11 protein-coding genes are annotated in these 16900 nt (G+C 40.8%); 6 read left to right on the plus strand and 5 right to left on the minus strand.

The annotated features are described in order from the left end of the window. Positions 1-376: 376 nt before the first annotated feature. The gene (gene alr, locus DS2_RS00005) at positions 377-1489 is read right to left on the minus strand and encodes an alanine racemase (protein ID WP_035012519.1); all 1113 of its coding nucleotides are present in this window, start codon (positions 1487-1489) and stop codon (positions 377-379) included. A 192-nt stretch (positions 1490-1681) separates the two neighbouring features. On the opposite strand from alr, the gene DS2_RS00010 reads away from it, so the two are divergent. The 3 genes from DS2_RS00010 (at position 1682) to DS2_RS00020 (ending at position 7459) form a co-directional block, all read left to right on the plus strand. Further along, positions 1682-3781, plus strand: a complete 2100-nt coding sequence (locus DS2_RS00010) for an endonuclease/exonuclease/phosphatase family protein (RefSeq protein ID WP_035012520.1) — start codon at positions 1682-1684, stop codon at positions 3779-3781. 24 nt (positions 3782-3805) lie between these two features. After that, the gene (locus tag DS2_RS00015; RefSeq protein WP_035012521.1) at positions 3806-5644 is read left to right on the plus strand and encodes a PhoX family protein; all 1839 of its coding nucleotides are present in this window, start codon (positions 3806-3808) and stop codon (positions 5642-5644) included. A 138-nt stretch (positions 5645-5782) separates the two neighbouring features. Then, on the plus strand, positions 5783-7459 hold the full coding sequence (locus DS2_RS00020; RefSeq protein WP_035012523.1) for a hypothetical protein: 1677 nt from the start codon (positions 5783-5785) through the stop codon (positions 7457-7459). Between the two features lie 45 nt (positions 7460-7504). Here the strand turns inward: DS2_RS00020 and DS2_RS00025 are convergent, their stop codons facing one another. The 4 genes from DS2_RS00025 to DS2_RS00040 all read right to left on the minus strand — a co-directional run bounded on the left by DS2_RS00025 (position 7505) and on the right by DS2_RS00040 (position 11441). Continuing rightward, on the minus strand, positions 7505-8353 hold the full coding sequence (locus tag DS2_RS00025) for a transglutaminase-like domain-containing protein (protein WP_051479475.1): 849 nt from the start codon (positions 8351-8353) through the stop codon (positions 7505-7507). Beyond that, on the minus strand, positions 8350-9579 hold the full coding sequence (locus tag DS2_RS00030) for a hypothetical protein (protein ID WP_035012524.1): 1230 nt from the start codon (positions 9577-9579) through the stop codon (positions 8350-8352). The genes DS2_RS00025 and DS2_RS00030 overlap by 4 nt, the downstream gene beginning before the upstream one ends. A gap of 99 nt (positions 9580-9678) precedes the next feature. Continuing rightward, a complete protein-coding gene (locus DS2_RS00035; protein ID WP_200870103.1) occupies positions 9679-10554 on the minus strand; it encodes a DMT family transporter in 876 nt (291 codons plus the stop codon). 131 nt (positions 10555-10685) lie between these two features. Continuing rightward, a complete protein-coding gene (locus DS2_RS00040; protein ID WP_035012525.1) occupies positions 10686-11441 on the minus strand; it encodes an SDR family NAD(P)-dependent oxidoreductase in 756 nt (251 codons plus the stop codon). 382 nt (positions 11442-11823) lie between these two features. Here DS2_RS00040 and metA point away from each other — a divergent pair, with 382 nt between their 5' ends. From metA to DS2_RS00055, 3 genes are all read left to right on the plus strand, one after another. Beyond that, positions 11824-12747 carry a homoserine O-acetyltransferase MetA gene (metA, locus tag DS2_RS00045; protein ID WP_035012526.1) on the plus strand — a complete coding sequence of 308 codons (924 nt, stop codon included), beginning with the start codon at positions 11824-11826 and terminating at the stop codon, positions 12745-12747. Between the two features lie 106 nt (positions 12748-12853). Beyond that, complete coding sequence (gene metH / locus DS2_RS00050; RefSeq protein WP_035012528.1) at positions 12854-16552, plus strand: methionine synthase; 3699 nt, start codon at positions 12854-12856, stop codon at positions 16550-16552. 71 nt (positions 16553-16623) lie between these two features. Next, on the plus strand, positions 16624-16899 hold the full coding sequence (locus tag DS2_RS00055; RefSeq protein ID WP_035012529.1) for a hypothetical protein: 276 nt from the start codon (positions 16624-16626) through the stop codon (positions 16897-16899). Position 16900 lies beyond the last annotated feature (1 nt).

The raw sequence follows: 16900 nt of genomic DNA on the forward strand, positions 1-16900 counted from the left end.
TAAAATATCCCTATTTTATGAAGTTTTGTTCAAAACATGCCCATCCACCTTATTCATAATGTTATTGCTGCACGACTTTTTTATGTGCACAAATCATACAACGACAACATTCTGAAGAGATGGTTGTGATTGATTTTCGCAAAACTTCACTCGGTAGGGATACCGTGTGGGAGCGTGTCATGGATGACTTTAAAGCGCTTTTGCGAAAAACAATGATAACCAGCTCGACTATATTGCACTTTTTGACAGTGCTTTGTTCAGCAAATGAATTTCTATAAATCATGCTTCAAATGGGCGTGTTGCACCCATTTATAGCGCTAATTTACCACTGCAAAACCGGCTGGAAATTTCGACCAACTTTAGTTTTGAACAAATACTAGTTACCAGAACTGTAGTATTTTTTCTCAACTCTTGCGGTAATTTGACACAGTAGCTCGTAAGCGATAGTTGATGAATACTCGGCTACATGTTCAATTGGTAAATTATCACCCCATAACTCAACCGTATCGCCAATTTTTTCTTGTGGGTTTTCGCCTAAATCGACTGTGATCATATCCATAGATACTCGACCAACAATGGGAACAACTCGGCCGTTTATCCAAACGGGTGTGCCATTTTTCGCATGCCGTGGATAGCCATCACCATAACCAATTGCGACAACGCCGATGTGTGTATGCTTATGGCTTTGCCAAGTGGCGCCATAACCGACAGATGTTCTAGCTGGGATAGCTTTAATTGAGATCAACTTGCTGGTTAGTTGCATTACTGGCAATAAATTATGATGTTTGCCCACTTTATTAGGTATTGGGGATACACCGTAAAGCATTATACCGGGTCTGATATAGTCATAGTGGCAGTCAGGCAAGGTTAAGCTGCCAGCTGAGTTTGCCATAGAAAAGGTGAGTTCAAGGCCAAAGTTATTCGCCGTTTTAATGGCCTGTTTTTTACAAAATTCAAAGTTTTGAATTTGTTGGATGATGGATGGGTGATTGAATTCATCGGCACAGGCAAAATGACTCAATAGACAAAGTTGTTTGTTGATTTGAGGCATTTGCGCTATTTGTTCAATGATAGCTGGGATTTCGTTAACGGCAAAACCTAAGCGTGTCATGCCCGTGTCTACTTTCAACCATAGCGTCAGCTTTTTACCACTGGCGTGTTGTTTGATTATATCTAACTGCCATTGTTGGTGGATGCAAATAATCAACTGCTTTTGCTCAGCGTCAATTAATTCTTGTGCTGAAAAAATGCCTTCAAGTAAAACGATAGGTTGGCTGATATGAGCTTGTCGAAGTTGTAAAGCTTCTTCAATACGTGCAACACCTAAACAGTCCGCATTTTTAAACGCGGTAGCCGTTTCTACCAACCCATGCCCATAACCATTTGCCTTGCATACCGCGATAACTTTGGAATTTGCTGCCGCTTGTTGAGCGATCTTTAAATTATGAGCTAGCGCCGCCAGCTTAATATGTGCAACTGCAGTGGTCATTTCAGGAATACTTTTACTTCTTAATTGGCGGCTATTATGCAGTTTTATTGTTAAAAACTAAAGATAAACAGACCCCACTGAAATATTACTGTCTATAAATTGTCACTTTGCATTCAACAATTGGTCATTAACTATCCTTAACTTGTCTGACCTGTCATTACTCCAAAATACGGCAAATAAATAAGGACAGGTATGAAACTGCGCAATTTAACCCTAGGTTTGGCTGCAATGGGAATGTTTTCGACTTCTCTGCTGGCACAACCAATCTTTTTTGAAGATTTTACCATCGGCTTAGATGGCCAATTTACAACTTATAGTTCTGCAAGTGATAAAAACTGGTTTAACGATACATTTAATGGTACCAGTTCTGCTGCAATGAACGGCTATGGTGGCAATGAAGACAGCAATGATTGGTTGCTTTCTCCACAAATTGATCTTTCAACGACTGGAATCAACACAGCTACTTTGTCGTTTGTTTCACGTGTTCGTTTTGATGGCACTAATATTTCAGTCAAAGTGTCGACTGATTATCAAGCGGATATGAAACCAGAAGATGCGAATTGGACTGAACTTAGTGCGACTTTACCTCAGGACGGTCAGGGCTCAGGTGGTTCGGATTTTGTTGCTTCTGGTGATATCGACTTAGCCGCTTATATTGGTCAAACCGTAACATTGGCATTTCATTATCAAACAAGTGCAGATGCTGATAGCGACAATGGTGCTTGGTACATCGACGATGTCTTGGTGGATGTAACAGGAGATAACCTTGCTTTACCTATGGTCGCAGCAATGACTGCCGCTAAAACAGAATTAAAATTAGCGGCGGATGCAGAGTTTAAAGCGACAGCCTATAGCGGCACTGAACCTTATACCTATGAGTGGGATTTTGGTGACGGAGCCACAGCAACGGGTGAAACCGCAACTCATCAATATAATCAAGGCGGTGATTTTAACGTTTCTGTTGTAATTACAGATGCAGACTCGCAGCAAATTACTTTAACTAAAGAGGTGTTTGTTGAAGCGCCAAACCCTTACATTGTTAAAGCTAAACAGGCTGACGAGCATTTGCGAGTGGCTGCGTTTAACGCCAGTATGGAAGCTGAAAACTATGCAGCTACTGACATTGAGTTAAATGGTGCGCAAATATTAGCGGATGAATTGGCCGCTGGTGATAACCAACAAATTAAAAACATTGCACAAATTATTCAACTGGTTAGGCCTGATGTCGTTTTGATTAACGAGTTTGATTATATCGCAGATGAAAATAGTGGTGTTGATATGTTTATCAGCCAATATTTAAATGTTGCTCAATCAGACAATGCACAATCAATTGACTACCCATATTACTTTGTTGCTCCTTCAAACACAGGCATAGATTCTGGTTTTGACTTAAACAACGACGGCAACTTGGCAACAGCAGACGATGCATTTGGTTATGGTCGTTTTGAAGGTCAATACGGTATGGTGCTACTTTCGCGCTATCCAATTGTGCAAGACAAAGTAAGAACTTTCCAAAAATTCTTATGGAAAGACATGCCAAATAACCTAATGCCAGTCGATCCGGCAACTGGTGAAGATTGGTACAGCCAAGATGAAACCAATGTATTTCGTTTATCATCAAAATCGCACTGGGACGTACCAGTAGAAGTGAATGGCGAATTGGTGCATATCTTAGCAAGCCATCCAACGCCTCCAGTATTTGACGGGGATGAAGACAGAAATGGTCGTCGCAATCATGACGAAATTCGTTTCTGGGCAGATTATGTTCAAGGCGCAGATTATATCTACGACGACATGGGACAAACTGGTGGTTTAACTGGCGATGCGCGGTTTGTTATTGCTGGTGATTTAAATGCTTCAGTTGAAGGTGATGCATATCCTGGAACAATTGACCAATTATTACTAAACGATGCTGTCTATGCTGAATTTGCACCTGCTTCAAATGGTGGTACAGCGAACGATAGCACCAATCCACTCGCACCTTACCACACTGCTTCTTGGAAAATGCGTGCTGACTACGTATTGCCTTCGCGAGCAGGTTTACAAGTTCAGCAAGGCTCGGTTTTTTGGCCAACTGAAGACCAAGATTTATATCCACTTATTGAAGATAGAGCAGCCTCGTCAGACCACAGATTAGTGTGGGTAGATGTTGCTGTTGTTAATGACGCTGGATATGAAGATGAAGAAGAAAATGACGACGATGACGACTTCGAAATCGATGGTGGCGCGGCAAATAACCTGTTTTGGTTGTTGCTGATTGTGGTCGCTGCATTCCGACGTTTACAACAATAATTTATTTTGCACGGAGAACTACTAATGAAAACACAAAACCTTTTTAAAATGAGCTTGTTAGCTGCTGCAACAGCTTCTGTATTATCTGGCTGTTCAATTGAAATTGGTTCAGACGACGATGATGAGCCAGCGCCATCTCAACCTGAAGTAACTGAGTTATCTTTTGCTGAGATTTCAGTACCTTTATCACTTGATGCACAGCAACAAGTGCGAGCTTCTGGTGAAGTTGTGGTAAATGGCCAAATTCAATCAATTGGCTATCGCAAAATTATGGCAACAGCTTATGAAGATCAAGTAACAGGTGAAAAATTTGGTTTGTCTAAAGACTATATGGATGACCCAATCACTTTTGAAGATGGCAGTGACTACATTTGTAACGGTACTAATGCAGGTGTTGGTTCAGGTTTAGACTTCAACAGTATTTTGCAAAAAAATGACAAGCTGTACATGGTCTCTCAATTTGAATGTCAAGCTGGCTCTATTTATGTTCAAGAGTTAGCACAAGATGAATATGGTCATTTATCTCCAGTTGAAGGCACATTGCAGCACGTTAGCCAAAAAAATGAGTTTGGCGGTTGGGTACATTGTGCTGGTCAAACTACGCCTTGGCAGTCGCACTTAGGCTCTGAAGAGTATGAGCCAAGTGGTGATTTAACTGTGGGAGATGATGGTAAAACGGGTAATTTCTACTACGACGCAGTTGCGCCTTACTGGAAAGGTGATTTAACTATGTCGAACCCTTACTACTATGGCTGGACACCTGAAGTTGAAATTAATGATAAAAGCGAAGCTGAGTATACTAAACACTACTCTATGGGTCGTTTTGCGCACGAGTTAGCTTACGTAATGCCAGATAACCGCACGGTTTATTTATCGGATGATGGTACAAACGGCGGCTTCTACATGTTTATTGCAGACCAGGAAAAAGATTTGTCAGCTGGCACTTTATACGCGGCTAAATGGGTACAAAAGTCCAAAGAAAACTATGGCACAGCAGATTTAGAGTGGGTTAACTTAGGCCATGCAAGCAACGCGGAAATTCGTGCAGAAGTTGCGAAAAAACCACACCTAAGTGACATATTTGATTTTGTAGACCCTGATGAAAACGACCAATGTGCAACTGGTTATACTTCAATCAGCACTTCGGCATATCATGAGTGTGTTAAGTTAAAAGATATTAATCAAGATTCAGTGGTCGATGCTGCAGATGAAAAAATTGCATCACGCTTAGAAACACGCCGTTTTGCTGCATACAAAGGGGCAACGACAGAGTTTCGTAAAGAAGAAGGTATTACTTACAACGCAAAAGATGGCAAATTATATCTAGCGATGTCAGAAGTGAGCCGTGGTATGGAAGATGGCAGCTCTCGTGAAACGGGTGGTTACAACCACATTCGTGTAGACGCTAACGCTTGTGGTGTTGTTTATGAGTTAGATGTTATGCCTGACAGTAACATTGGCTCTGATTATATTGCTAAAAACATGCGTGGTTTAGTCGCGGGTGTACCGTTTGCTTATGCTGATGGCGACGTATACGCAGGCAATAGCTGTGATGTTAACTCAATTGCTTCACCAGATAACGTAAGTTATTTAGAAGATTCAAATACCTTGATTATTGGTGAAGATACCAGCAAACATGTTAATAACATGATTTGGTCTTATGATTTAGATTCAGGCAAATTAACCCGTATCTACACAGCTCCGTTAGATGCAGAAACAACTTCACCATTCTGGTACAAAGACATCAATGGTTTTGGTTACTTAACCGCTGTTGCTCAGCATCCAGAAGGGCGTGAAAGTGATATGGAATCTGAAATCGGTTATGTAGGCCCATTCCGTTTTAACGTTGAAATGGATAAATAGTTTTAAGGCCCTCTTTACAGTCAGGCTGGCTTTTACGGCCTGACTGTTTTACCCCACTCAAAAATGCCTTTTCATAAATACGTAAATTTACTCAGTTAAATTGCCTAAAAAAGCATAATTGAATAATTGGATTTTATAATGAGCAAGCAACAGACTTTTGTATTACTGATCCTTGCCTGTTTGGCTGGCTGCTCAGGCCAACAATCAGAACTAGAGCAAGCGCTTAGCAAACAAACCTTTACTCGAACCAACGTGATGTACAACGAGGCGGCTTACGTACCAGCCCAATGTTATACCAAGACACAAGATGAGCAGGGCAACAGCTATAACTCTTGTTATGCGTGTCATGCAAACGGTAAACGACCGAATTATATTAACGGCACTGACTTACAGTTAGAATACGGTTTTACTGCAGAATATTTGCAAACTAATCGTTGGAAAAACGTTTTTCGAGACTTTTCAGCACACACCCAATCATTGACGGATGAGGCTATTTTATCTTATGTCCGTGAATCTAATTATTTCTCTGAAGATGGCGAAATTGTCTTAGCCAAGAAACTTAAATCACCTCCGAAAAAGTGGGATGCAAACAACAATGGTAAGTGGGATGGTTTTATCCCAGATGTCATGTTTAATTTTGACCAAAATGGTTTTGATAGAACCAGCAATGGAGAATACACAGGCTGGCGTGTGTTTGCTTATGCGCCTTTCCCTGGCGCATTTATGCCAACCAATGGCGCGACCGATGACGTGATGATTCGCCTGCCAAGTGCGTTTCAACAAAATGCGCAAGGCAACTTTGATATTCACGTTTACCAGCTGAATTTAGCCATTGTTGAAGCGCTCATTCAAGAAAAAGATATTAGTATTCCAGTGACCGACGAACAAAAATATCAAGTGGATTTAGATAAAAATGGCGAGTTGTCTATTGCTCAGCAAGTCACTTATAAGTGGGCACCAAAACAAGATGTGTACATGTATTATGTTGGTAAAGCAGGTTTGTTACAGCAGCAGGATAAAGTTAAAGCGGCTGCTGGCCTGTTTCCTGTTGGTAGCGAGTTTTTGCATACGGTGCGTTATCTAGATTTAAATGAGCAACAACAAGTGCAAATGTCGGCACGTATTAAAGAAGTGCGTTATAGCAAGAAGGTTAGTTGGAACACGTATGCGCAACTACAAAATGCTGCATTAAGTGAGATAAAAGAAAAACACGACTTTCCTGATCGTTTGCGTACCTTTAAAGGGGATAGCGAAACAGGCTTATACACAGGGTTAGGGTGGAAGTATCAAGCCTTTATTGAGGATAAACAAGGTGATTTGCGTCCACAAACTTATGAAGAAACAGTATTTTGCATGGGTTGCCATTCAGGTATCAGTGCCACAACCGATTTAAACTTCTCATTCGCACGTAAGTTGAACAACCAAGAATTTAAAAATGGCTGGTATCACTGGAACGAAAAATCAATTGCAGGTACGGCTGAGCCGCAGATGGCCGATGGTAGACCAGAGTTTGCGACCTATCTAAAAAATAACCCTTGGGGTGATGAATTTAGAACAAACCAAGAGGTTTATAACAAGTTCTTTGACAACAAAAGCCAAACAAAATCTGAGATGTTTGATGCACTACAGCATGATTTGTCTGTTTTGATGCTTCCTAGCCCACAAAGAGCCGTTGCGTTGAATAAGGCTTATCATGCGATAGTACAAGAGCAGAGTTATATTTGGGGGAGAACACCTCTATTGGCGCCAACCAATAATGTCCATCAGTTTGTTGAAAGTGGTACGCCGACCGGCCTTGAAGTCATTGTTAAGTAACCTGAGCTCAGTTAAGCAGCAGGTTACTTTGTAATTTCACTGCCGTTAAAAGCTGCGACTAAACCTTATTTGCCGCGGCTTTTCAGCGCCAGTTGTTGTGACTTTGACAGTGCGCAAATTCGAAATTTCGCTTGGCATCAGGGTAACCGACCGGAAAAGTGACATTGCGTAGCCTGGCCCTTCATTGGTTATTTCGCCAGTAGGTAAATAGAAATGTTGCTGCGCAGCTGAGTTTAGCAAAGCAGCATCCGCTATTTGCCAATGACCCTGTTGCCAAATTTCAGCCCAAGCATGGCCAAACGCTTGAACTTTATCTGTTTCTTCTACTATTACAATGCCGATCATTACTCTGGCTGGCAAGTCGAGTGACCGAGCGAGTGCTGTGGTTAGTACGGCATATTCAGTACAGTCACCACTGCGTTGATTTGCAACTTTTGACGCAAAGTTAAACCCATGAATATATGTTGGTTTGTCGATATAGTTGGCTACATAACTCGTGAGCTGATGCAATTCTATTGGTTGAGTGTGTTTAGAGTTAAAACCAGCTACAAATGCTTGGGTACTTTTTTCTGAAATATCGATGACAAAACTATCTGCTTTGTGTCGAGGGAGAAATTCGCCAGCTGAGTTAGTCCACTGACTAACAAACATTTCTAATCTACCATCAGCTATTTGGCTAAGTTGAATATGGGCGTGTTCTTCAAATTGCTCAATCACCTTTTGACTATTGTTGGCATGCCACTCGAAGGCTATTTTATTGGCAAGTGGCAATGTTTGTCCGTCAGCTAAAGTTGTTTTGACCGATGAAATAGATGGTATGCTTTGCGCGTATGCTGTATTGCAATACACACTAATGCATATTGCAAATACGGCTGTTGTTAGTTTGGTGATCATTTTAGAGTCGGTTCACCTTTGTGATAGATAGGCGTTAAATCTAACTTGAAAGCACCCTGCGCCATGACTCCGCGTTTTATGGTCCCATCTTTATTCACCAATAAATCCATAGATATCGGACCCATATCTACCTTTAAGTTGGCTTTTTTATCATCACTTATTTTATTAAGTGAAACCTCTAAAGCTGTGGTAGGGTCGGCTTCATTTACCCACATTTTGTAACTGCTGGTTTTGCCTTCTGAATTCATTAAGTTGTGAGACTCAAGGTAAGTGCCATAATCTGATAGGAGTTGGCCATTGTATGCTAGCGCAACATTAACCGCTTTGCCCTGAAGCTCCCCAGCGACTTGCCATTTTTCTTCTTGGTATTGAATTGATAAATTTGAAGCTAGCTGGCTGTTTTCAACAGAATATTCAACTTGGTTTATTAACGAACCATCTGTTTGACTCCATGCTTGAGAGCTAGAATCTGAACGTGAAACATTGTTTGCATCAACAGGAACAATTAACGAACTTTTCGCTTCTATATAGACATCTCCATCTTGATCTAGGCTATATCTTTCGGAGCCAAAGCCCATTGGAATGCCGTTTAGCGACATCTTGAACACAGTCTCAAAAAAGTGCGGCTCTGCTTTGTTTTGAGTAAAGCTTTGTACAAATGATTCAAAGACCTTATAGAAGGTTTGACGATAGCCAATTTGGTTGTGCAAGCAAATTTGCAAAGAATCGTCAGTTTCTGCAGATAAACCTTTTAGAATGCCAAGGACTTTCTGCTCACCTTCACCTGACAGGTATAAGCTGTCAAATGAAATATATGGCGTGTTGTCGACCATGCCGACATCGACTGCATAGTTGAATTTACCTGAAAGCTTCTTATTGTTTAATTGTTCTATACCCGCAAAGCTGCTGTCCATTATTGAATGTAGTGAGTTTGCGGGGCCATCGTATTCACTAAACACATAACATTCAATTGGGGTATCTGTACCTATATCAATTGTGTAATAAAACCAATTATTTTCTTCTTGGTCGGCAAGCTTGAGTTGGCCAATCACTTGGCTGTTAACATTAAATTTCTTTAATTCAAGCTGGCTTCTACTGGTGACTTGCTTTTCTTCTGTTATTGCTTTTTGTACCCATGCTGGTAACTCTTTAACATTGACTAAATCGATGGCACTGGCGGGTAGGCTGACTAGCAAGCTTAATGCTAGGGTATTCACTAATTTCATTATTATTTTTTCCTTATATTTTCTACAGAATGATGTCTAAAAGCTGCAGTGCTTGAGCAGAGGTTTGGATTGTAACAAAAAATCATCAACTGGATACACTTATGCGATTTTAGACTTAGCTGGTTTTAATGAGACTAGCAGTATCCCACCTAATATCATCAAAGAGGCTATGATAAAGTGTATTGTCAGCAGTTCGCCTGCAAATACGATCCCTCCAAAGGCGGCTAATACAGGCACCAATAATTGTAAAACAGCGGCTGAGGAAGATGTCAGATACTTAAGTGCTGCATACCATATTGCATATCCAACCGCGGAAGTGATTGCCCCTGAAGCTATCGCCAGTAGCAAGCCGTTGATGCTGATATCTACAAATTGAGGATTGACTTGATAGCTGATGAATCCGGCTATACAAATAAACGGTAATGTATATAAAAAGTTTATGTAAGTGTCCTTAAGCGGATTGCTCGCGCCTTTGCCCAATAAGGTATAGGCAGCCCAAGCCAGGCCGGATATAGTCATTAATATAAAACCACTAAACGATGGGCTAGAGAGGCTGGGGGCGACGAGGTAGATAAATCCTAAAACCGCGAATAAAAAACCTAACATTGCCAATTTACTCAGTGATTCACCTGAATATAACGCAAATGCCAGCATGCTGATCTGCACTGCACCAAACAAAATCAGCGCGCCAGTGCCAGTGTCTAAGTTAATATAAGCAAAAGAAAAACTCAGCGCATAAACAAACAAACTGATAGCAGGCAGCCAGCTGGACCAGCTAAATTTTCGGTTTGTTAAGGATTGATTATTTTGTTTGCTAATTGTCACCAACAGCCACAAAACAAGGATACCCGACAAAAGGCGAATTAATGCAAAGCTGGTGGCGTCTATAGTTTGATTAGCTAATGCAAGACGACATAAAACTGAGTTGCCAGCAAAGGCAGATAAAGCCAAAGTTGTTAAACAAAAAGATTTCAAATTGCAGCCTAGAATTTTTGATTGAATGAATTATTTCAATTAGACCGGCTTACTGCAAATAAAAATCCCGACACAACTTGAGCTGTGCCGGGATTTTAGATCTCAATACAGGCAAACGTATTGGATACGGCTTAGATACCTAAAGCTTGGCCACCGCCAATTTGTACAGTTTCAGCAGTGATGAACGAAGCATCTTCACTTACTAAGAAAGAAATTACAGATGCAACTTCTTCAGGTTGGCCTAAACGACCTAATAAGATGCTGTCTTTCCAAGAAGCGAAAACTTCTGGTTTAGTTGCTTTAATTTGTGCGTGGAAAGGTGTGTCGATAGTACCTGGAGATACAGCGTTTACGCGAATACCTTGAGGAGATAACTCTTTCGCTAATGCACGAGTAAAGCAGTTAACTGCCGCTTTAGAAGTACCATAAATACCAGCACCTGGGCCGCCTGCATTCCAAGCAGCGTTAGAGGTGTAGTTGATGATTGACGCATTTTCAGACTTTTTCAAGTATGGAATTGCAGCACGAGAAACGAAGAAAGTGCTGTCAAAGTTTAATGCCATAACAAAACGGAAGAATTCAGTTGTCATTTCTTCAATTGAAGAACGACCACCTAAACCACCAGCGTTGTTTACAACAACGTCTAATTTACCGTATTTGTCGCCAATCGCTTTAACGTTAGTTGTGACTGCTTCGTCGCTAGTCACGTCGAAACCATAATATTCAGCTTCGATACCTAATTCTTTTAATTCAGCAACACGCGCTGCACCTTGATCATCTTCAATACCGTTTAATACAACAGTGTAACCATCTTTACCAAGACGCTTAGCTACTTCAAAACCAATACCACCGGTTGCACCGGTTACTAAAGCTATTTTTTTAGACATATTAATTACTCTCTATGTTTGAGTGGTCGACCTATCAAGTGCCGAACGCTTGTGCAATGAGACTCAACTATTGTTGTAAGTCAATTTGTTCTTACAAAGTGTAATGCTGTAAAACGGTTTTGTCTACCATTTTAGTTAAATGAATCTAAAATTATCTTACCGTTATTGTTTTTATTCAGTTTTTTGGCCTGATAAACGCAGACGGAAAGGTGATTTTTTGTATGACAGTTTTGTAATATGGGGTGGTTGTTTCCTATTTGAACTATTTTTGAAGTAATTTTTTTAAATTGGACGTTTAGACGTCTAGACGTAAATAATTTGACAATTTAGCGATTTCCAGCAACAATTTGTCACTAATTAATGTTGTTCAGGAGCAAGTGACATGCCGATCAAAATTCCAGATCTGTTACCCGCGCTTAAGGTGTTAACTGAAGAAAACATCTTTGTTATGTCGGATAGCCGGGCTATGAGTCAAGATATTCGCCCGTTGGAGATTGCGATCCTGAATTTAATGCCAAATAAAATAGAAACTGAAGTTCAGTTAATGCGCTTGTTGGCGAATACACCACTGCAAGTGAATATTGATTTGCTGCGTATTGATATGCATGTGTCTAAGAACACCCCAGAATCACATATGTCAAACTTCTATCATTTGTTTGATGATGTGAAAAATAGCAAAAATTATGATGGTTTAATTGTAACTGGTGCGCCACTGGGTTTGATTGAATACACAGACGTCAAGTACTGGGACAAGATGACAGAAATCATGGACTGGGCGAAAAAACACGTGCAATCAACCATTTATTTATGTTGGGCAGCACATGCGGCGCTTTATCATCAACATGGGTTAGACAGAGGTTTGCGCGAGCAGAAATTGTCGGGCGTATATAAACACAAAACAATTGACCCGCTTGAGCCGTTAACCCAAGGTTTTGATGATTTCTTTTTAATGCCACATTCACGTTACGCTGAAGTGCCTTTAGCCGAGTTAGAAGCACATCCTGATTTGAATGTACTTGCGACTTGTGAAGAGGGCGGTGCATTTTTAATTGCCAGTAAAGACAGACGAAGTGTGTTTATTACTGGCCATGCAGAGTATAATGCGACCACTTTAGCGGATGAATATTGGCGTGATGTAAACAATGGTTTAGATCCTGCTGTTCCAGAAAATTATTTTCCGGATGATAATCCAGATAACTTGCCAGCAAATATGTGGCGTAGCCATGGTAACTTGCTGTACTGTAATTGGTTAAACCATTATGTGTACCAAGCGACTCCATTCGATTTGTCGCAATTATCTGTGTAATAGCACAATTTAATTAAACAACAGCGCTGACAATTAAGTTGCAGCGCTTTTGTCGTATTTATGGCTTGGTAACGCCTTGCCTAAAAAGTATTTAGAAGGTTTTTCAATGATAAAACAAAGTGAAGTCGAACAAACAATTCAAACTTTACTCAAACAGCGAATTTTAGTGCTAGACGGCGGTATGGGTACTATGATCCAAAACCGTAAACTCACGGAAGAAGAGTATCGGGGTGAGCGTTTTGCCGATTGGCCAAGTGATTTAAAGGGCAATAATGATTTATTGTCGTTGACTCAACCTGAGATGATCAAAGAAATCCATGGTGAGTATTTGGCCGCTGGTGCTGACATTATTGAAACCAATACTTTTAATGCAACAACGCACTCTATGGCTGACTATGATATGCAGTCATTAGCACGCGAAATTAATGTTGAATCAGCCAGACTTGCACGTGAAATTGCAGATGAATATACAGCTCAAAACCCGGATAAACCAAGATTTGTTGCCGGTGTACTAGGCCCAACAAGTAAAACTGCTTCTATCTCGCCAGACGTGAATGATCCAGGTTTTCGTAATATTTCGTTCGACCAATTAGTCGAAGCATATGTTGAATCAACTGAAGCGTTAATGGAAGGCGGCGCAGACTTCATTTTAATTGAAACCATCTTCGATACGCTTAATGCAAAAGCGGCTGGTTTTGCAGTATTGCGAGCGTTTGAAAACAAAGGGTATCGTTTACCTATTATGATTTCAGGCACGATCACCGATGCATCAGGTCGTACTTTATCTGGTCAAACAACCGAAGGCTTTTACAACTCACTGCGTCACCTAAACCCAATGTCGATTGGTTTGAACTGTGCGTTAGGGCCAGCAGAGTTACGCCAATACGTAGAAGAATTAGCTCGAGTATCTGATTTTGCTGTGTCTGTGCATCCAAATGCCGGTTTACCAAATGCGTTTGGTGAGTACGACTTAGAGCCAGAAGATATGGCTGTGCATATTAAAGAGTGGGCTGAATCAGGCTTCTTTAATATTGTTGGTGGTTGTTGTGGTACTAGACCAGACCATATTGCAGCTATGGCTGAAGCCGTTGCTAGCATAGCTCCGCGAGAAATTAAACCGCGTGAAATTGCCTGTCGTTTATCTGGCTTAGAACCTTTGACCATAGATAGTCAATCTCTATTCGTGAATGTGGGTGAGCGTACCAATGTAACAGGTTCGGCTAGATTTAAACGTTTAATCAAAGAAGATAAATTTGATGAAGCGTTAGAAGTTGCCCGCCAGCAAGTTGAAAACGGTGCGCAAATAATCGACATTAACATGGACGAAGGCATGTTAGATTCGCAAGCCGCTATGGTGCGCTTTTTGAACCTAATTGCTTCAGAGCCGGATATCGCTCGTGTACCAATTATGATTGACTCATCTAAATGGGAAATTTTAGAAGCGGGTTTAAAATGTATTCAAGGTAAAGGCATAGTTAACTCTATCAGCTTAAAAGAAGGTGAAGAGAACTTTATCAAACAAGCGCAGCTTATTCGTGATTATGGCGCAGCTGTTATTGTGATGGCGTTTGACGAAGTGGGTCAGGCGGATACTCGTGAGCGTAAATATGAAATTTGTAAACGCTCGTATGATGTATTAGTTGATAAAGTAGGTTTCCCACCAGAAGATATTATTTTCGACCCGAATATTTTTGCCGTTGCCACCGGTATTGACGAGCATAACAACTATGCTGTTGATTTTATTGAAGCCTGTAAAGACATTAAAGAGAATTTACCACACGCAATGATATCAGGTGGTGTGTCGAACGTTTCATTCTCGTTCCGTGGTAATGATCCTGTGCGTGAAGCTATTCATGCTGTGTTCTTGTACTACGCAATTAAAAATGGTTTGACCATGGGTATTGTAAATGCTGGTCAATTAGCCATTTATGATGAAATTCCGAAAGAGTTAAAAGATGCAGTAGAAGATGTGGTTTTAAACCGCAACGACAATGCCACTGAAGCTCTATTAGAGCTTGCAGAAAAATACCGCGGCAGTGGTGAAAAAGCCGCTGATCCTGCCGCGCAAGAGTGGCGCTCTTGGCCAGTAGGTAAGCGCTTAGAATACTCTTTGGTTAAAGGCATTACTGACTTTATTGAAGAGGATACCGAAGCTGCCCGCCAAGAAGCCGAACGACCGTTACATGTAATTGAAGGTCCTTTAATGGATGGCATGAACGTAGTAGGTGACTTATTTGGCGAAGGCAAAATGTTCTTACCTCAGGTGGTTAAATCAGCGCGTGTAATGAAACGTGCGGTTGCTTATTTAGAGCCTTATATAGAGGAAGAAAAAGCCGAAGGTCAAACAAACGGTAAAATTTTGTTAGCGACGGTTAAAGGTGACGTTCACGATATAGGTAAAAACATTGTCGGTGTTGTGTTGCAGTGTAACAACTACGAAATCGTTGACTTAGGCGTTATGGTGCCTGCGGATAAAATTTTACAAACTGCAATTGATGAAAAATGTGACATTATCGGTTTGTCTGGTTTGATTACGCCATCGTTAGATGAAATGGTGCATGTTGCCAAAGAAATGCAGCGTCGTGGTTTTGAAATTCCATTATTAATTGGTGGAGCAACAACTTCAAAAGCACATACTGCAGTGAAAATTGAACAACAATATGAAAACCCTGTTGTGTATGTTCCTAATGCATCACGCAGTGTGTCTGTTGCATCAAGTTTATTAAGTGATGAGTTACGTCCAAACTTTGTCGCGCGTTTACAAGAAGAATACGTGCGTGTACGTGAACAACACGCAAACCGTGGCCCACGCAGCGAATTAGTCAGTTTTGATGAAGCGCGTCAAAACCCATTCCCACTTAGTTTCGACAACTACACGCCAGTTAAACCTAAACAATTAGGTGTAACTGAGTTGCAAGTTGTGTCAGTTGCTGAGCTTAGAAAATACATCGATTGGACGCCATTCTTTTTAACTTGGCAGTTAACTGGCAAATATCCACTTATCTTAAAACACGAAGTGGTGGGTGAAGAAGCAACTAAGTTATTTAATGATGCTAATGCGATTTTAGACATTATAGAGAAAGAGCAAAAAATTACTGCTAAAGGTGTATTTGGTTTATTTGCAGCTGCGCGTGAAGACGATGATTTAGTGGTGTATACAGATGACAGTCGCAGTGAAGAGTTAACTCGTTTGCATCATTTACGTCAGCAATCGAAGAAAAAACAAGGCAACTATAACCGTTGTTTAAGTGATTATGTGGCAGGCAAAGATACAGGTATTAATGATTATATCGGTGCATTTGCGCTGACTGCTGGCTTTGGGGCAGATGAGTGGGCTGAAACCTTCTTAGCAGATCACGACGATTACAATAGCATTATGGTTAAAGCCGTTGCTGACCGTTTAGCTGAAGCATTTGCCGAGTATTTACACGAGCGTATCCGTAAAGACTATTGGGGATATGCAGCGGATGAAAACTTATCTAACGAAGAACTAATTCGCGAAAAATATCAAGGTATTCGCCCAGCACCCGGTTATGCTGCTTGCCCAGAACATACAGAGAAAAAACGTTTATGGGATTTATTAGACGTTGAAAACCGCATTGGTATGTCATTAACCGAAAGTTGCGCCATGTGGCCAGGCGCATCAGTAAGTGGTTGGTATTTTGCCCACCCAGACTGCAAATATTTTGCAGTTGGTAAAATCCAAAAAGACCAAGTTGAAAGTTATGCCGAGCGCACAGGTATGACAGTGACAGAAGCTGAAAAATGGTTAATGCCAAACTTGGATTATGATCCAGATGCATAAGTAGCACCTTAAATGAAATTCAAATAGGCTGTGTAAATCACAGCCTTTGAACTCTAAAATAAGGATAGGATATGAACTCGAAGGTAGAGCAGTATATTAAGGTTCATTCAAAAAGTTATACATTAGGCTTCTTGCTAACATTGTTTTTGGGGCCATTAGGTTTATTTTATTGTAGTTGGATTGCAGGCTTGATTTTACTGGCTATAGCTGTAGTTACAGCATCGACTATTATCGTTCCAATCGTATGTTGGGTATTGTCTATGAGCATCAGTTTTATTGCTGTTGGAAAGCACAATGATAAAATCAAAGCGACAGCGGAATTGTCTTTAGTTAGTGACAGTAATTAGG

It is taken from the genome of Catenovulum agarivorans DS-2, assembly GCF_000568405.1.
In the GTDB taxonomy this organism is placed as follows: Bacteria; Pseudomonadota; Gammaproteobacteria; order Enterobacterales; family Alteromonadaceae; genus Catenovulum; species Catenovulum agarivorans_A.

Excerpts from the sequence above, each read along its gene's own strand:
- alr (WP_035012519.1), bottom strand. The coding sequence starts at position 1,489 with ATGACCACTGCAGTTGCACATATTAAGCTGGCGGCGCTAGCTCATAAT.
- DS2_RS00010 (WP_035012520.1), top strand. The coding sequence starts at position 1,682 with ATGAAACTGCGCAATTTAACCCTAGGTTTGGCTGCAATGGGAATGTTT.
- DS2_RS00015 (WP_035012521.1), top strand. The coding sequence starts at position 3,806 with ATGAAAACACAAAACCTTTTTAAAATGAGCTTGTTAGCTGCTGCAACA.
- DS2_RS00020 (WP_035012523.1), top strand. The coding sequence starts at position 5,783 with ATGAGCAAGCAACAGACTTTTGTATTACTGATCCTTGCCTGTTTGGCT.
- DS2_RS00025 (WP_051479475.1), bottom strand. The coding sequence starts at position 8,353 with ATGATCACCAAACTAACAACAGCCGTATTTGCAATATGCATTAGTGTG.
- DS2_RS00030 (WP_035012524.1), bottom strand. The coding sequence starts at position 9,579 with ATGAAATTAGTGAATACCCTAGCATTAAGCTTGCTAGTCAGCCTACCC.
- DS2_RS00040 (WP_035012525.1), bottom strand. The coding sequence starts at position 11,441 with ATGTCTAAAAAAATAGCTTTAGTAACCGGTGCAACCGGTGGTATTGGT.
- metA (WP_035012526.1), top strand. The coding sequence starts at position 11,824 with ATGCCGATCAAAATTCCAGATCTGTTACCCGCGCTTAAGGTGTTAACT.
- metH (WP_035012528.1), top strand. The coding sequence starts at position 12,854 with ATGATAAAACAAAGTGAAGTCGAACAAACAATTCAAACTTTACTCAAA.
- DS2_RS00055 (WP_035012529.1), top strand. The coding sequence starts at position 16,624 with ATGAACTCGAAGGTAGAGCAGTATATTAAGGTTCATTCAAAAAGTTAT.